Annotated in this window: 11 protein-coding genes and 1 riboswitch; of the genes, 9 read left to right on the forward strand and 2 right to left on the reverse strand. The window is 64.2% G+C overall.

Features of this window, described 5'->3' with window-relative positions; genetic code table 11:
* Nucleotides 1–88: 88 nt before the first annotated feature.
* Nucleotides 89–4,189 (reverse strand): peptidoglycan-binding protein, encoded by a 4,101-nt coding sequence (locus J2R99_RS04645; protein ID WP_307153303.1) that lies wholly within the window; start codon nucleotides 4,187–4,189, stop codon nucleotides 89–91.
* 349 nt (nucleotides 4,190–4,538) lie between these two features.
* On the opposite strand from J2R99_RS04645, the gene J2R99_RS04650 reads away from it, so the two are divergent.
* From J2R99_RS04650 to J2R99_RS04685, 8 genes are all read left to right on the forward strand, one after another.
* Complete coding sequence (locus J2R99_RS04650; protein WP_307153304.1) at nucleotides 4,539–4,940, forward strand: MerR family transcriptional regulator; 402 nt, start codon at nucleotides 4,539–4,541, stop codon at nucleotides 4,938–4,940.
* A gap of 139 nt (nucleotides 4,941–5,079) precedes the next feature.
* The gene (locus tag J2R99_RS04655) at nucleotides 5,080–6,888 is read left to right on the forward strand and encodes an acyl-CoA dehydrogenase C-terminal domain-containing protein (protein ID WP_307153305.1); all 1,809 of its coding nucleotides are present in this window, start codon (nucleotides 5,080–5,082) and stop codon (nucleotides 6,886–6,888) included.
* A 78-nt stretch (nucleotides 6,889–6,966) separates the two neighbouring features.
* Nucleotides 6,967–8,175, forward strand: a complete 1,209-nt coding sequence (locus J2R99_RS04660) for an acetyl-CoA C-acetyltransferase (RefSeq protein WP_307153306.1) — start codon at nucleotides 6,967–6,969, stop codon at nucleotides 8,173–8,175.
* Nucleotides 8,176–8,178: 3 nt separating this feature from the next.
* Nucleotides 8,179–8,646, forward strand: coding sequence for a cupin domain-containing protein (locus J2R99_RS04665; RefSeq protein WP_307153307.1), 468 nt, complete (start codon nucleotides 8,179–8,181; stop codon nucleotides 8,644–8,646).
* A 19-nt stretch (nucleotides 8,647–8,665) separates the two neighbouring features.
* Nucleotides 8,666–10,870, forward strand: coding sequence for a 3-hydroxyacyl-CoA dehydrogenase NAD-binding domain-containing protein (locus tag J2R99_RS04670; protein ID WP_307153308.1), 2,205 nt, complete (start codon nucleotides 8,666–8,668; stop codon nucleotides 10,868–10,870).
* Nucleotides 10,871–10,967: 97 nt separating this feature from the next.
* Nucleotides 10,968–11,438: a thioesterase family protein gene (locus J2R99_RS04675; RefSeq protein WP_307153309.1), complete on the forward strand. Its 471-nt coding sequence runs from the start codon at nucleotides 10,968–10,970 to the stop codon at nucleotides 11,436–11,438.
* A gap of 132 nt (nucleotides 11,439–11,570) precedes the next feature.
* On the forward strand, nucleotides 11,571–12,233 hold the full coding sequence (locus J2R99_RS04680) for a S24 family peptidase (protein ID WP_307153310.1): 663 nt from the start codon (nucleotides 11,571–11,573) through the stop codon (nucleotides 12,231–12,233).
* Between the two features lie 15 nt (nucleotides 12,234–12,248).
* A complete protein-coding gene (locus tag J2R99_RS04685; protein ID WP_307153311.1) occupies nucleotides 12,249–12,974 on the forward strand; it encodes a thermonuclease family protein in 726 nt (241 codons plus the stop codon).
* Nucleotides 12,975–13,002: 28 nt separating this feature from the next.
* Here J2R99_RS04685 and J2R99_RS04690 read toward each other — a convergent pair whose 3' ends face one another.
* Complete coding sequence (locus tag J2R99_RS04690) at nucleotides 13,003–14,094, reverse strand: 2'-deoxycytidine 5'-triphosphate deaminase (RefSeq protein WP_307153312.1); 1,092 nt, start codon at nucleotides 14,092–14,094, stop codon at nucleotides 13,003–13,005.
* A gap of 160 nt (nucleotides 14,095–14,254) precedes the next feature.
* A riboswitch (SAM riboswitch) is annotated at nucleotides 14,255–14,332 on the forward strand.
* A 55-nt stretch (nucleotides 14,333–14,387) separates the two neighbouring features.
* Between J2R99_RS04690 and J2R99_RS04695 the strand changes: the two genes are divergently transcribed.
* Nucleotides 14,388–15,575 (forward strand): O-succinylhomoserine sulfhydrylase, encoded by a 1,188-nt coding sequence (locus J2R99_RS04695; RefSeq protein WP_307153313.1) that lies wholly within the window; start codon nucleotides 14,388–14,390, stop codon nucleotides 15,573–15,575.
* Nucleotides 15,576–15,584: the final 9 nt, after the last annotated feature.

Consider the following 15,584-nt stretch of genomic DNA (forward strand, 5'->3'; position numbering starts at 1 on the left):
CAGGACGGTCCTGTCGCTATCGGCGAAATTCGCTCGGTCTAGGGCGATCTCTTCAACACCGCCGCTCCGTGAAGCGCAAGACGGTGGTTCAGATATCTTTTTCCTCAAGCGCCTTAATGATGCCCGTATCGATTTCACCGGTCACGGAAAGGCCGTTATCCTTTTGAAACGAAGCAATTGCCTGGCGCGTCTTCTTGCCGAAGATGCCGTCTGCCGGGCCCGGATCGTAACCCTTTCGGGAGAGAAGATCCTGGGTATGCTTCACCAGGTCGGGGCCACTGAGGCTCACACTCTCGCCGACATGCTCGCCCCAGCCGCTTTCAGGCGCGAAGACCATGTTGGCCTGCGGATCGATCGGCAGGGCCTTGAAGGTCTCGGCGGCCTTCTTCGCCTCCGGCAGGAGATCCTGCGGCAGCGCATCGGCGATTTCCTGCTGGCGTTTTTTCGCCTGCTGATCGCCCGAGCGTGCGGCCACGGCAAACCATTTGTAGGCTGCGACAAGGTCCTGTTTGACACCCAGGCCGCGGGCGAAAAGAACCGCGATGTTGAACTGGCTGTCGCGTACACCCCGTTCGGCGGCGCGTTCAAAAAGATCAGCCGCTTTTTCCAGGTCCGGGGCACCGTCCGCCCCCTCCGCGTAAAGAACGGCGAGATTGTGCATGGCTTTCACGTTTCCGGCATCCGCCGCCTTGCCATACCAGCTGAGAGCCTTGTCGATGTCCTTGGGAACGCCGCGTCCCTTCTCGTAGATCGAGCCGAGCCTGTATTGTGCCGGTGCGAGGCCGCCGCGGGCGGCGCGCTCGTACCAGGCGACCGCCGTTGCCTGATCGCTCGCCACACCACGCCCTTCGGCATAGCGCACGGCGACTTCGAACTGAGCCTCCGTGACTCCGGTTTCGGCGGCACGCCTGAGCTTTTCGGAGCCGATTGACGCCGGCAGAGGGGTAGACAGATGCGAGGCGGCCGGACCTTGTGCCATCGGTGCGGACGTCTGCGCCTGTGCAGATGGCGGCGGAGTGATCGAGGCCGTCTGTGACAGCGCTTCGGCGTCGGAGAACATTTCGGTGTCGTCAGGCTCTGCCGGAGCGGAGGGCGGAGAGGATTCCGGCGTCCGGTCGAGCGCCATCTCTTGCTCGGCTTCAGGCTTCGGCGCGCTGGCGCGTGCGGGGGGCGTCAGTTCTTGAGCGCTCAGTCCCGGCAGAGCGGAGAGCCGCGTCGAAAAGGCCGTCTCCCGGTCGGGCCGAGGCAAAGGCGCGGCGTTGCCGGCTTCCATCATCGCTTCGCCGGACGCGGGGCTCGGCTGAACGATCGAACTCCCGTCACCTGGAACTTCGGTCTCCTTCGGAGCGGGCGCCGGTGTCTCGATCGCCGGATGCGAATTCGCAGTCCGAGCCTCCTCGCCTCGCACCTTGACGAATTGCACCGCAGCGAAGGCGACGGCGAGCGCGACGGCCCCCGCCACGAGAAGACGGCGCCGTGCCTTGAAGAAATCGAGGATCTGCGAGCCGCCGTGCCCTTTGGCACGACCGGCATCACGCTCAGCGGCTGCAGCTTCGGCCGCGGCAGCACGGGCGGCGCGGCGCGCGGCGCTCAAGAAATCGCTCGAAGAGGTTTCTCTGTTGCGGCTTTGAGCCCTGAAATCCTCGTAAGCCGCCGCCAGCGCCTCTTCCGAACCGTTTGTCTGGGAAGACGCGTTCTTGCGGGCTGCGGAGATGTAATGGCTTGCCGAACTCGGCGCATCTGCGAGATCGGAATGCAAAGGACCGCCACCGGGCTCCAACAAGGCGTCCAGCGTCACCTCTTCTTCCTGGCGAGGCACGAAGGATTCCGCCCGCCCGCCGGTCGCCCGCTTCAGCAATTGCGTGGCGGAAAGGCGGCTGAGGAGGCCTGAGGGCGTGGTGTCTTCCACCCGTTTTTCCGGCTCAGGGGCGGGTGGCCGCGGCGACCATTGCACGGAGCCGCCGGGGCCAGGCTTTTGGGAAGACGGCGCGGTCGAGGAAGGGGCCTTCCCGGAAGGTCTGCCGTCATCACCATGAGGGGCAGCGCGCGGCGCAGGCGGGTTCGAACCACCATTATCGTCGCCTGAGAGCGGCAGATCGCGCTCGAGAAAAGCCATGCGCTTGACAACGGCTTCCAGCGTTTCGTGCACAGCATCGAGCGAGCTTAGTGTGCGTTCCTCGCTTGCCTCGGCGACGGATTTCAGCTCCCCGAGATCGTGCTGGAGCGCGCTCGCGAGACGGGCCAGCGCTTCCGATCCTTCCGCGGTATCGACGCCTGCCGCATGCCAGGTCTCCGCGTCGTGGTGCAGCTCCTGTCGATCGAGGCGTTCGCGAATATCAGCGAGGGCATCTTCGAGGCGCGTCAGCGCCTTCGATTCCGCTGCGGGGCGATCGAGCATCGCGGAGATGCGGCCGATCTGGGCTTCCAGTTCGCGATTGAAGCGGGCCGGCTCCTCGGGCAGCCGGTCGAGGCGCTCCTTGATCTCGCGGATGGCCGGCTGCAGCACACGGACGCCAGCATCCGCGGTCGGCGGGCTGTTGCGGATATCGGCGCGCAGCTCGGCGATCTCCGAGCGTAGATCGACGATATCGTTCAAAAGACCGCTGTCGCTGTCCGGCAGCTTTTCATCGAGGCCCTGTATGCGCGCCTCGAGCGCCGCAAAGCGCTCCCCGATCGGAGCGCTGGTGACCGCGTCTTCCATACGGGCGACGAGGCCGGAAAGTTGATCGACGTCGACCCGCTCCTCGGCGAACCGCGCATCGATTTCCGACAGTCGATCGAGCACGGGCTTAAGCGAGAAGCGCTCTTCGCTCTCGGTGAGAAAGCCTGAAATTTCCGCCGCAAGACGGTCGAGGCGCTGGGTGATTTCTTCGATATCGGATGAGCCGACGCTTCGGTCATCGAGGCTCGTGGCGATGCGGGTCAGCTTATCGTCGAGCGCCGTCAGCATCGGACGCGTGTCCGGCACGGTCTGAATGCGTTCGGAAAGCTCAGACAGGCGCCCCTCTACCGGGCCGAGGTCGGACCGGTTTTCGCCGAGACCTTCAATCCGCTCCGCCAGACGGTCGAGCTGTGCGGCAAGATCGTCGATGGCGCCGATCCGGTTGTCGCGGATCTCATCCATCGCCGCCGCAAGCATGTCGAGCCGGCTTTCGATACGGGCGAAACTCTCGTCTTCATCGCCGCGATCGTGGGGTTGTGAGATTGCATCAATGCGACCGGCGAGTTCGGCGAGCCGGGCTTCGATCGCATCAAAGGCTTTGCCCTGCGGAAGCGCGGCGAGACCGATGCGAATGGCGGCGATTTCCTCGGAGAGCGCCTGAGGCTGGACCACCGCGGCGACACTGCGATGCAGCGCTTGAAGGCGCAGATCAACATCGCCCATGCGCTCCTGCAGAGAAGCGAGCGCGCCGCGCGAAGGGCGCACCTCGTCTTCGAGTGCATGCTGCAGCTTCTCGATCTGGCGCAAGACTTCAGCGTTCTTGTCGGCGGCATTCGTGTCGGCCGGAGCGGGCTTCCTCTCGAGGTCGTCGGCGGGCGCGGGGCGGGAACTCTCTGCTGGCGCTTCGCTCTTCGGGCGCCGGGTGGCGAGATCGCGGGCGAAATCGGCGAGACCGCCAGCGAATGCGCGGCGCGGTTCGGTGGGCTTTTCGGAGGAAGCAGACTTGCGGGAGACCGGCGCCCGGACGCGCGATTCGGTGGGTGTCGCCCGCGGTTCCGGCGCGGGCGCCTCTTCGGGGGCAGCGGCGTGCCTGCCAGCGCCACCACGTGACAGCTCCTCCAGATGCCGTTCGAAGGCGTCGAGACGCTTCAAGAGGTCATCGGCTGCATCCGACGCCTGTTCGGAGGAAGGGGGGGTCGACGTCAGCGGCTCGTCGAACGTACCTGGAACCGGAGGCGCGGGCGGCGAACGACGGCTGCGGGCTTCCGTGGTGCGATCGGCCTCGCCGCGTTCCGCCTCGTCGATGCGCCGCGCAAGCGCTTCGACGGCCGCCTGCAAATGTTCGGTGCTGATGTCGCCCTCGCCGGCAAGGCGCTCGGCTTGAGAATCCGCATAGGCCGGCTCGTGAATGATGCGGCCTTCAGCATCGAAGCGCGCATTCAACAGAGCCCGCAGATCGGTTTCCCCCTGACCCGGCGCGCGCGGGGGCGATCCTGCTCTGCCTCTCCATGATGTGCGGGCTTTCATTGCGTCTCCTCGGACCGGAAGAGAAAAACTCGACCGTTCGCACACGGACAGGTCGAAGCACTCTGATGGTTGGAAAAAGGTTAACGGCGCTCATGGTAAACATGACGTTAACTCTGCCATGTTTTGGACGATTTCTCATGTTGAGCAGCCGGGAAAGCAGCCTGACAAGGAACCGGGGCGGCAAACGCCCCGTTCACGTTTCATCGAAGCCCGTAGGCCGGACCTATAGGCTCATGATTGACGTGCGCTAATGTTCGGTCGAGAGACTGCGATCTCAATCAAAGTGAACGTACTCACGCCCGACCGGCGGAAAGCTGGAGCTTACGGCGGGTGCAGAAAGTGGACGTGAATGACTTACAGCATCGGTGAATTGTCGCGCGAATTCGGCGTGACGCTTCGAACCCTACGATTTTACGAGGACAAGGGTCTCCTCAATCCGCGTCGCGAGGGACTGAACCGCATCTATTCCCGGCGCGACCGGGCACGGCTGAAGCTTGTCCTGATGGGCAAGAAGGTCGGCTTCTCGCTGGTGGAGATCAAAGAGATCCTCGATCTCTACGATCTGAAGGACGGCGAGGTCCTGCAGATGCAGGTCGCTCTCGACAAGTTCGAGGGACAGGTTGCCGTCCTGAAGCGGCAGAAAGAAGAGATCGAGCACGCGATCGACGAATTGTCTCAAACGATGGATTCAGTGCGCCAGATCCTGACCCAGAAGCAGGACGAGCAAAAGCAGGCTGGCGAGGCCGCCTAAGTCTTAGAAGACGTTGCGTCACGCAAAGAAACCCGCGCATTTCCGCGGGGTCAAAGGCTCGTGCGCGCTTGTCAGTGACGAAATCAGACGATAATGGAAGGTCGATCCAGCTGACGTTTACGTAAAGGTAAGCTCACTCATGCCGACCTATTCCGCTCCCGTTCGCGATACGCTTTTCGTCCTCAACGACGTGCTTGGAATTGGCCGTCTTTCGAACCTGCCGGGCTTTGCCGATGCCAGCGGCGAAGTCATGGAAGCGGTTCTGGAAGAAGGCGGGAAATTCTGCCGCGAAGTCCTGACCCCCCTCAATCAGGTGGGTGACCGCGAAGGCTGCACCCGTCATGACGACGGTCGCGTGACGACGCCTTCCGGCTTCAAGGACGCTTACAACCTTTATGCCGAGGGCGGATGGGTCGGACTTGCCGCCGACCCCGCCTATGGCGGTCAGGGACTGCCATTCGTCATCGCCACGGCCGTCGGCGAGTTCCAGGCCTCGGCCAATATGGCGTGGTCGATGTATCCGGGCCTTGCCCAGGGAGCCATCGCCGCCCTCTCCGCACATGGCAGCGACAGCCAGAAGAGCGAATATCTTCCGCGGCTCATCGCGGGCGAATGGCTCGCCACGATGAACCTGACGGAGCCGCATTGCGGCACCGATCTCGGCCTCATCCGCACCAAAGCCGTGCCGCAGGACGACGGCAGCTACCGGCTAAGCGGCCAGAAAATCTTCATCTCCGGCGGCGAGCATGATCTCACGCCCAACATCGTGCATCTCGTGCTTGCGCGCATCGAAGGCGCACCCGCCGGTGTCAAAGGCCTGTCGCTCTTCCTGGTGCCAAAGCGCCTGCCCGATGCGGATGGTGCACCCGGCGAGGCGAACGGTGTCACCTGCGGTGCGATCGAAGAAAAGATGGGCATTCACGGCAATACCACCTGCGTCATGAATTATGACGAGGCCAAGGGCTGGCTTGTCGGCGAAGCCCATAAGGGCCTCAAAGCGATGTTCACGATGATGAACGAGGCGCGGCTCGGCGTCGGCCTGCAGGGACTGGCGCAGTCGGAAATCGCCTATCAGAATGCCGTTACCTATGCGCGCGACCGGCGCCAGGGGCGCGCGCTTTCAAAGAAGAACGGGGCAGCCGGCGAACCCGCATCCGCCGCCGACCCGATCATCGTGCATCCCGACATCCGCCGTATCCTGATGTCGGTGCGCGCCTTCAACGAGGCGGCGCGCGCACTCATGCTCGACACATCGCTCAAATCCGATATCGCCACCCGCAGCCCCGATCCCGCAGCCCGACAGGCGGCGGAAGACTGGCTTGCGCTCGTCACGCCGGTCATCAAGGGCGTCTTTACCGATCGCGGCTTTGAAAACGCCGTCGCCGCGCAGCAGGTCTATGGCGGCCATGGCTATATCGCGGAATGGGGCATGGAGCAGTTCGTGCGCGATGCGCGCATTGCCATGATCTACGAGGGTGCCAACGGCATCCAGGCGCTCGATCTCGTCGGGCGCAAGCTTCCCGCAGACAACGGCCGCGCCATCACAGCATTCCTGACCGAGATCGCGACCTTCCTCGCCGAAAACGCTGAGGACGCGACGCTTGCGCCGCTCGTCCCTGCCCTGAAGGAGGGGCTCGACCATCTGCAAAAGGCGACGATGTGGCTCGCCAAGAACGGCATGCAGGACCCGGACAATGCAGGCGCCGGTTCCACCGATTACATGCACCTCTTCGGCCTTGTCGCGCTCGGCTATATGTGGGCGAAAATGGCGCAAGCGGCGGGCAGAGCACTCGCCGCAGGCGCAACGGAGGATCAGAGCTTCTACGAAAACAAGCTTCTCTTCGCCCGTTATTACATGGAACGGGCGATGCCGGAGACCGGAACCCGCCTCAGACGGATCGCCACCGGTGCGGAGACGACGATGGCGCTGCCGGCAGAGGCTTTTTGAGGCCTCGCAGACGTCAAAACCAAACAGAACATTGTATCTGCGGAGCCCTCACCGCGGATCGCCAGGGCAGGAGAGAACATGTCTGAAGCTTATATCTACGACCATGTGCGCACGCCGCGCGGCCGCGGCAAGAAGGACGGAGCGCTGCACACCGTGCCGACCGTGCGGCTTGCAGCAACCGCGCTTGAGGCCGTGCGCGAGCGCAACGGGCTCGATACGAGCCTCGTCGACGATGTGATCCTCGGCTGCGTCGATCCGGTCGGCGAAGCGGGCGGCAATATCGGCCGCGCCGCGGTTTTCGCCGCCGATTATCATCAGTCCGTTCCAGGCATGCAGATCAACCGCTTCTGTGCCTCGGGCCTCGATGCCGTCAACATGGCGGCCGGCCAGGTCGTTACCGGTCACCATGATCTCGTCGTCGCCGGCGGGGTGGAATCGATGTCGCGCGTCGGGCTCGGCGCGTCGGGCGGCGCCTGGGCCGTCGATCCGCAAGTGGCCGTGCCCGCCTATTTCATGCCGCAGGGCGTCTCCGCCGACCTCATCGCGACCAAATACGGCTTCACCCGCGACGATTGCGATGCCTATGCGGTGGAAAGCCAGAAGCGCGCCCATGCCGCCTGGGAAGAAGGCCGTTTCAAGCGCTCGATCGCACCGGTCAAAGACCCGACCGGCCTGCCGCTCCTCGAACGCGACGAGCATCCAAGGCCCGAAACCGACATGCAGTCTCTCGGTTCCCTCAAGCCGTCCTTCGCGGGCGTCGGCGAAATGGGCGGCTTCGATGCGGTCGCGATCCAGGCCCATCCGGAAGTCGAGAAGCTCCGCCACGTCCACCACGCCGGCAATTCCTCCGGTATCGTCGATGGCGCAGCCGCTGTCCTCATCGGCAACGAACAGGGCGGCAAGGCCGCCGGATTGAAGCCGCGCGCAAAAATCCGCGCCTTCGCCAATATCGGTTCGGAACCCGCCTTGATGCTGACCGGGCCGGTCGACGTGACGGAAAAGCTCCTGAAGCGCTCCGGCATGCAGTTTTCCGACATCGATCTGGTGGAGATCAACGAGGCCTTTGCCTCCGTCGTGCTGCGCTACATCCAGGCCTTCGATCTCGATCCGCAAACGGTCAACGTCAATGGCGGGGCGATCGCCATGGGCCACCCGCTCGGCGCGACGGGTGCGATGATCCTCGGGACGGTGCTCGACGAATTGGAGCGACGCGATCTCAACACCGCCCTCGTCACCTTGTGCATCGGAGCCGGTATGGGCACGGCGACGATCATCGAAAGGGTCTGAGCCATGCCGAAAATCGACATCGATCAGATCCCCGAGGTGAACGCCACCGGTTATCCGGAACCCTATAAGGCGCAGGTGGCCGGGCGCTTCCGAAAGCGCCTCGGCAATGCCGGCGGTCTCGACCAGTTCGGCGTCAATCTCTGCCGTCTGCAACCCGGCGCCGCCTCATCCCAGCGCCACTGGCACGAGACGGAAGACGAATTCGTCTTCATCGTCGAAGGCGAAGTGGCGCTCGTCGAAGACGGCGGCGAGACGATCCTGAAGGCGGGAGACGCCGCGACCTTCAAGGCGGGCGTCGCGAACGGCCATCAGCTCATCAACCGGGGCGACAGGGATGTGCTCATCCTGGAGGTCGGAACACGTTCCGGGGCCGACACCGTGACCTATCCCGACATCGATTTGCGCTCGGTCACCGGCGACGGTGCACCCGGCTACACGCATAAGGACGGCACGCCTTACGAGCGCGGCTGAGCCTGGGGAGAAACAACCAATGACCTACGAGAATTTCACCTGCGAAACGGGTGACGACGGGATCGCTCTCGTCACCTGGAACATGCCGAATCGTTCCATGAACGTCTTCACGGAGACGGTGATGGAGGAACTTTCCGCGATCGTGGAATGGGCGGTGGCGGAAGACGCCGTGAAAAGTGTCATCATCACCTCGGCGAAGAAGGATTTTACCGGCGGCGCCGACATCAACATGCTGTCCAGCCTGCTCGGCACCTTCGAAGCCAAGAAGGCCGAAAACCCGCAAGTCGCCACAGCCGAACTCCTTGAACGTGCCTCGCGCATGTCGCGGCTCTATCGCCGGATCGAGACCTGCGGCAAGCCCTTCGTCGCCGCCGTCGCCGGCACCTGCATGGGCGGCGGGACCGAGCTGATGCTCGCCTGCCATGGTCGCGTCGTCGCTGAAAACGCCAAGATCGGGCTGCCGGAAGTTAAGATCGGCATCTTTCCGGGGGCTGGCGGCACGCAGCGCGTGATGCGCATGGCGGATGCCGTTGCCGGTCTGCAATTCCTTCTGCGCGGCAACACGCTCAAGGCCGATGCCGCCAAATCGATGGGTCTCGTCGAAAAGGTCGTCCGTGAAAGCGAGCTCGTCGAGGCCGCCAAGACGATGTTGAGCGAGGGCGTATCACCGGTCAAACCGTGGGATCAGGAAGGCTACAAGCCGCGCGGTGCAACCGCGGTCTGGACACCCGGCGGTTTCCAGTTCTGGCCCGCTGCGAACGGCCTTTACCGCAAAGAGACCCAGAACAATTACCCCGGCGCACGGGCGATCATGCAGGCCGTCTTCGAGGGCGTGCAACTGCCCATGGACCTCGCGCTCCAGGTGGAGAGCCGCTACTTCGCCAAGACGCTGCAGACCAAGGAAGCGCAGGCGATGATGCGATCGCTTTTCGTGTCGCTGCAGGCGCTCAACAAGGGGGCCCGGCGCCCGGCCGGCGTACCGGCAAGCGACCTGAAGCGCGTCGGCGTGCTCGGCGCCGGCTTCATGGGGGCCGGCATTGCCTATGTCACGGCGCGCGCCGGCATGGCGGTCGCCCTCATCGACCGCGACCAGGAGACGGCGGAGAAGGGCAAGCTGCATTGCGCGGGTCTTCTCGAAAAGGAAGTGGCGCGCGGGCGCATGAGCGAAGACGCTGCCGCCAGCATTCTTGGCCGCATCGTCGCGACGCCCGATTACGCAGCTCTCGCCGATGCCGATCTCGTCATCGAGGCCGTCTTCGAAGACCGCAAAGTCAAGGCCGAGGTGACGGAGAAGGTGAAGGCGCATCTCCCGGAGGGGGCGATCTTCGCCTCCAACACCTCGACGCTGCCGATCACCTCGCTCGCCAAGAACTGGCGTTCGGAGGCGGAATTCGTCGGCATCCACTTCTTCTCCCCCGTCGACAAGATGCAGCTTGTGGAAGTGATCCTGGGCGAGAAGACCGAGGACAAGGCGCTCGCAGTCGCCCTCGATTACGTGCGCGCGATCCGCAAGACGCCGATCGTCGTCAACGATTCGCGCGGCTTCTACGCCAATCGCTGCGTCACCGCCTATCTCCTCGAAGGTCATCTCATGCTTCTGGAAGGCGTGCCGCCGGCGATGGTGGAAAACGCCGGCAAGATGGCCGGCATGCCCGTCGGGCCTTTGTCGCTCACCGACGAGGTCGGCGTCGATCTCGCCTGGAAGATCGTCAAGGCAACCGAGGCCGACCTCGGCGAAGGCGCCGTTTCGGCCGAGCAGAAACGCCTCTTATCGGAGATGGTGGAAGGCCGCGAACGCTTCGGCCGCAAGAACGGCAAGGGCTTCTATGATTACGCCGGCAAGGACAAGCACCTGTGGGCGGGTCTTTCCGAGATCGTGACACCGAAGTCGGCGGACGGTTTCGATTTCGCGGAGTTGAAGGAACGCCTTCTCGTCACGCAGGCGCTGGAAGCGGCCCGTACCGTCGAAGAAGGCGTGATCGAGGATCCGCGCGAGGCCGATCTCGGCTCGATCCTCGGCTTCGGCTTTGCACCCTTCACCGGCGGTACGCTCTCCTATATCGACTTCATGGGTCTTAAGGAGTTCGTCGCGAAGGCAGAGAGGCTCGCCGAGACATACGGGCCGCGCTTCGAGCCAAACGCACTCTTGAAGGAGATGGCGGAGAAGGACGAGACCTTCTATGGCCGCTTCGGCAGGACGGACGAGCACGAAAAGGCGGCATGAGGCCGGTGTATTTCTGATGTATGTCTGGGGCAGACTTCTAAAGTTGGGGCTTTCGGGAACGAAGGCCCCTCTTCCCGTTCCGTTCGGCGTCTCGGAATTGTCGTTTCTCACCTGGCCGTGGGATTGCGACACCAATCTCCATATCACCAACGGTCGCTATCTGATGCTGGCCGATATCGGCCGCTTCGATCTCTTCCGCCGCTTTGGCCTGTGGGACGAGGCGATGAAACGCAGCTGGGCACCGATGCTCGGCGGCGTCAACATCGTTTTCCGGCGCGAAATCCGCATGTGGCAGCGCTTTCAGCTCACCTCGCGCATCGTCACCTGGGAGGGAACGAGCGTCGTCGGCGAGCACCGTTTCGTCCTCGGCGAAAAGGGTGAGGGGCAGGTTGCCGCCCAGGCACTGACCTGGGGCGGCATCTATGACCGCAAGGGCAAACGCTTCGTACCGCCGGAGGAAATGTTCCAAATCCTCGGGATTACGGCCGAGCCGCCGGAGCCCGACCAGAACGTCGCCGCCTTCCTGGCCGCGCAGCGCACCCTGCGAGAGCGCGTCAAAGCCGGCTGAAGCGTCGGGCCTTTGATCGAAACTCAATCAGCTCAAGAAAAACCACCGTGCCGGGCCCCGGCGCGGTTGTGCTTCCGCCCCATTAAGGACTATATTCCTTAATCACGCGCAGGGCGGGAGCGCCCCACGATCATGGTCTGGACACACGCCACTGTTTGGGGCGCCATTGATGCGCTCGCCAGCCGCCACGGCCTCACTGTGTCCGGGCTCGCGCGGAAGGCCGGCCTCGATCCGACCGCCTTCAACCGTTCCAAGAGATGCAGCACCGACGGCCGGCCCCGCTGGCCCTCGACAGAATCCATCGCCAAAATTCTGACCGCGACCGGCGCTTCGCTCGAAGAATTCGTCGGCCTGGTGGAGACCCGCACGCGCTATGGCAACCGCGTGGCCGACACGCGCCTGCCGGTCCCGGCGCAGGTACCGCTTCTCGGCCTGGCGCAGGCCGGCGCGGGCGGCTTCTTCGACGATGGTGGCTTTCCCGTCGGCCAGGGATGGGACGAGGTCGACCTGCCGGTGGCAGACGGCGAAGGCTCCTATGCACTCGAGGTCAGCGGCGATTCCATGCTGCCGCTTTACCGTAACGGTGATGTCATCATCGTCTCCCCGACATCGCAATTGCGGCCGGGGGACCGGGTCGTGGTGAAGACGACGGAGGGCGAGGTGATGGCCAAGACGCTGCAGCGGCAGACGACGGACGCGGTCGAATTGCATTCCCTCAATCCGGAGCATCCCGACCGGGTCTTGCCGCTTACCGAGATCGAGTGGATCGCACGCATCATCTGGGCGAGCCAATAAATTCGGCCGCCCGAGATGCGCGCCCTGACCCTCGTCAGCCTCCTTCTCGTCGTCGGGCTCGTTTTCGGGCTTTTTGCGCTTCCCTCGCCTGCTCCCGACGACCCTGGCAAGCGGCTGCCGGCAGTGCCGCAAGAAGAACCGCTCCAGGCGCGCCCGCAAAAAGTCCCGCCCGCGACGCGCGATGTCACCCCGCGCGGCATGACGCTTGGGCCCAAGGTGACCGGGCCGCTTTTGCGCGTCGAGCCACCGGAGCCTGAGCGCGCGCCCGAAAAAGAGCCGGAGCCGCAGAACACGGCACCGACGGAAAGAACCGAACGCCTCTTTCGCCCCGTCGTCGTTGGTCTCGGCAAGATCGAAAGCGGCAAGCACTCCGTCCGGCTCGCCGGAATAGAGCCGCTCGCGCCCGATGCGAGCTGCGGCGAGCCGGCCTGGCCCTGCGGCATGATGGGACGCTCCGCTCTGCGGCGGCTCATCCGGGCGCGGGCCATCGACTGCACCATCCCGGCGGGGGCGGAAGCTCTCCCGGAGACGACATCATGCCGGCTCGGCGATATCGATCTTAGCGAATGGCTGGTCCAGCAAGGCTGGGCGAAAGCGGCCTCTGCCCGCTATCAGGAGGCGGAAGACGCCTCCAAGCGCGACAAGCGCGGTCAATGGAGCACGGCAAGACCAGGATTCACACCCGACGCGGAGGAGACGGCGCCATTCTCCGCCGACCTCCCCTCACCCACGCCTCTGTGACCGGGCGTCGGCGCAACCGCCGGCCGTCTCAGACGCGAAAATGCTTGGAGAGCTTGAGCGCCTGGCCCTGATAATTGGAGCCGAGCCCGGCGCCATAAAGCGCCTTGGGCAGCGCCGCCATGCGCTCATAGACGAGGCGGCCGACCGTCTGCCCGTGCTCCAGGATGAACGGCACTTCCCGGCTCCTCACCTCCAGCACAGCCCGGCTGCCGCGGCCGCCTGCCGTATCGTCGCCGAAGCCCGGATCGAAAAAGCCCGCGTAATGCACACGGAATTCGCCGACGAGCGGATCGAAAGGCACCATTTCGGCCGCCGTCTCGGCCGGCACATGCACGGCTTCGCGCGAGGCAAGAATGTAGAACTGATCGGGATCGAGGATCAGACCGGCCTTGTCGCTTGGCCGCAAGGGCTCCCAGAAATCGGCGACATCGTAGGCGTCAGGACGGTCGACATCGATGACGCCGGTATGGCGCTTGCCGCGATAGCCGATGAGGCCGTCCTCACCACCTGCGAGATCGACGGACAGCACGAGACCTTCGAAAAAGCGTGGATCGCTCGACAAAAAGGACTTTTCCTGCAGCCGGCCAAGCTCCTCGTCGCCCAGGCGCGCATGGCCACGGCGGAAGCGGATCTGGGCAAGCCGCGAGCCGGTCCGCACGAGGACCGGGAAGGTGCGCGGTGAGATTTCCAGATAAAGCGGTCCGCGGTAGCCAGCCGGGATCTGGTCGAACGCATCGCCATTGTCGGCGATCACCCGCGTGAAGACGTCGAGGCGGCCGGTCGAGCTTTTCGGATTGGCGCTCGCGGCGACCTCTTGCGGCAGCGCCAGGGATTCCAGAAGCGGCACAATATAGACGCAGCCGGTTTCAAGAACGGCACCGCCGGTGATGTCGAAGGCATGCAGCTTGAAGCGATCGAGCTTTCTCTCTACCGCGCAATCGCGCCCGGGCAGGAAGCTCGCGCGTACACGGTAGGCCGTTTCACCGAGGCGCAGATCGAGGCTCGCCGGCTGCACCTGGCGCGCATCGGGGGGCGCGGCGAGATCGATCTCGCCTGCCGCAATCATCGCCTCGATCGCGCCGTCCGGCAAAATGCCGTCACTGTTTTCTTTTGCGTTCATGGCCCCTCGGTTAGCCGAAGCAAAGGGCCACGCCAAGTCGGCAGTTTTCCGCGCTCTCTCCGAGGCAGCTGCACTCCTTGCCGCCGCATGACGCACTTTCTCCCCATGGCCTTTCGTCACGCGCAGCATTGACGCCGAGCAAGTCGAAGAGTAATCGCCTCGAAGACTTCGTGGTGATTTGGCCGGCCGGCTTGCAGCCACGTAAAACAACTCGCTAAAAGGTCGGGGCGCATTCGACCCGGTCTGGCGGCGGCCCGGCCGGGTTTTCGTTTGCTTGAAGGCAGGAATGCGCCGTGACAGATAAAAAGTCCCTTCGCCCCGCCACGCAGCTCGTGCATGGCGGCACCACAAGATCGCAGTTCTCCGAAACCTCTGAGGCCATCTTCCTCACGCAGGGTTTCGTCTATCCGAGCGCTGAAGCCGCCGAGGCGCGCTTCAATGGCGACGATCCGGGTTATGTGTATTCGCGTTATGCGAACCCGACGGTTGCGATGTTCGAGGAGCGCATGGCGCTTCTGGAAGGCGCCGAAGCGGCGAAGGCGACCGCCTCCGGAATGGCCGCAGTCACGGCCGCGCTTCTCGCCGACATTGAAGCCGGCGACCATGTGGTCGCCTCGCGGGCGCTCTTCGGCTCCTGTCTTTACATCGTGTCGCAGCTTCTGCCGCGTTTCGGCGTCACCTGCACGCTCGTCGACGGCTCCAACCTCGATGAATGGCGGGCCGCGGTCACGCCCAAGACCAAGACGCTCTTCTTGGAAAGCCCGGCCAATCCGACGATGGAGCTCGTCGATATCGCGGCCGTTGCGGATATGGGCCGCAGCGTCGGCGCCCGCCTCGTCGTCGACAATGTCTTCGCGACGCCGATTTTCCAGAAGCCTCTCAAACTCGGCGCCCATACCGTCGTCTATTCCGCCACCAAGCATATCGACGGGCAGGGCCGCTGCCTCGGCGGCGTGGTTCTGTCGAATGCCGAATGGGTGGAGGAAAAGCTCCTGCCCTTCGTCAAGCATACCGGCCCGGCACTCAGTCCGTTCAATGCCTGGGTGCTCCTGAAATCGCTTGAAACGCTGGAACTGCGCGTGCGGCGCCAGGCGGAAACGGCGGCAAAGCTCGCCGAGATCATCGGCGCGCATGCGGCCGTCGCTCGCGTTCTTTATCCAGGCCACCCGGATCATCCGCAGGCCGAGCTTGCCCGCAGGCAGATGAGCGGTGGCGGCACGATGATCGCCATCGACATGAAGGGCGGCAAGGACGCCGCCTTCCGCCTCTCCAACGCGCTTCAAATCGTGAGCCTCTCCAACAATCTCGGCGACGCCAAGAGCCTCATCACGCATCCGGCGACGACGACGCATCAGAACGTCGCCGAAGATGTGCGGCGCGAGCTCGGGATCACCGAGGGCATGCTGCGCTTTTCCGTCGGGCTCGAAGATCCCGAAGACCTCGCAGAAGACGTGGCCCAGGCGCTCGACGCGGCGCTCTGAACGGCTCTC

Source organism: Rhodopseudomonas julia (assembly GCF_030813515.1).
In the GTDB taxonomy this organism is placed as follows: domain Bacteria; phylum Pseudomonadota; class Alphaproteobacteria; order Rhizobiales; family Afifellaceae; genus Afifella; species Afifella julia.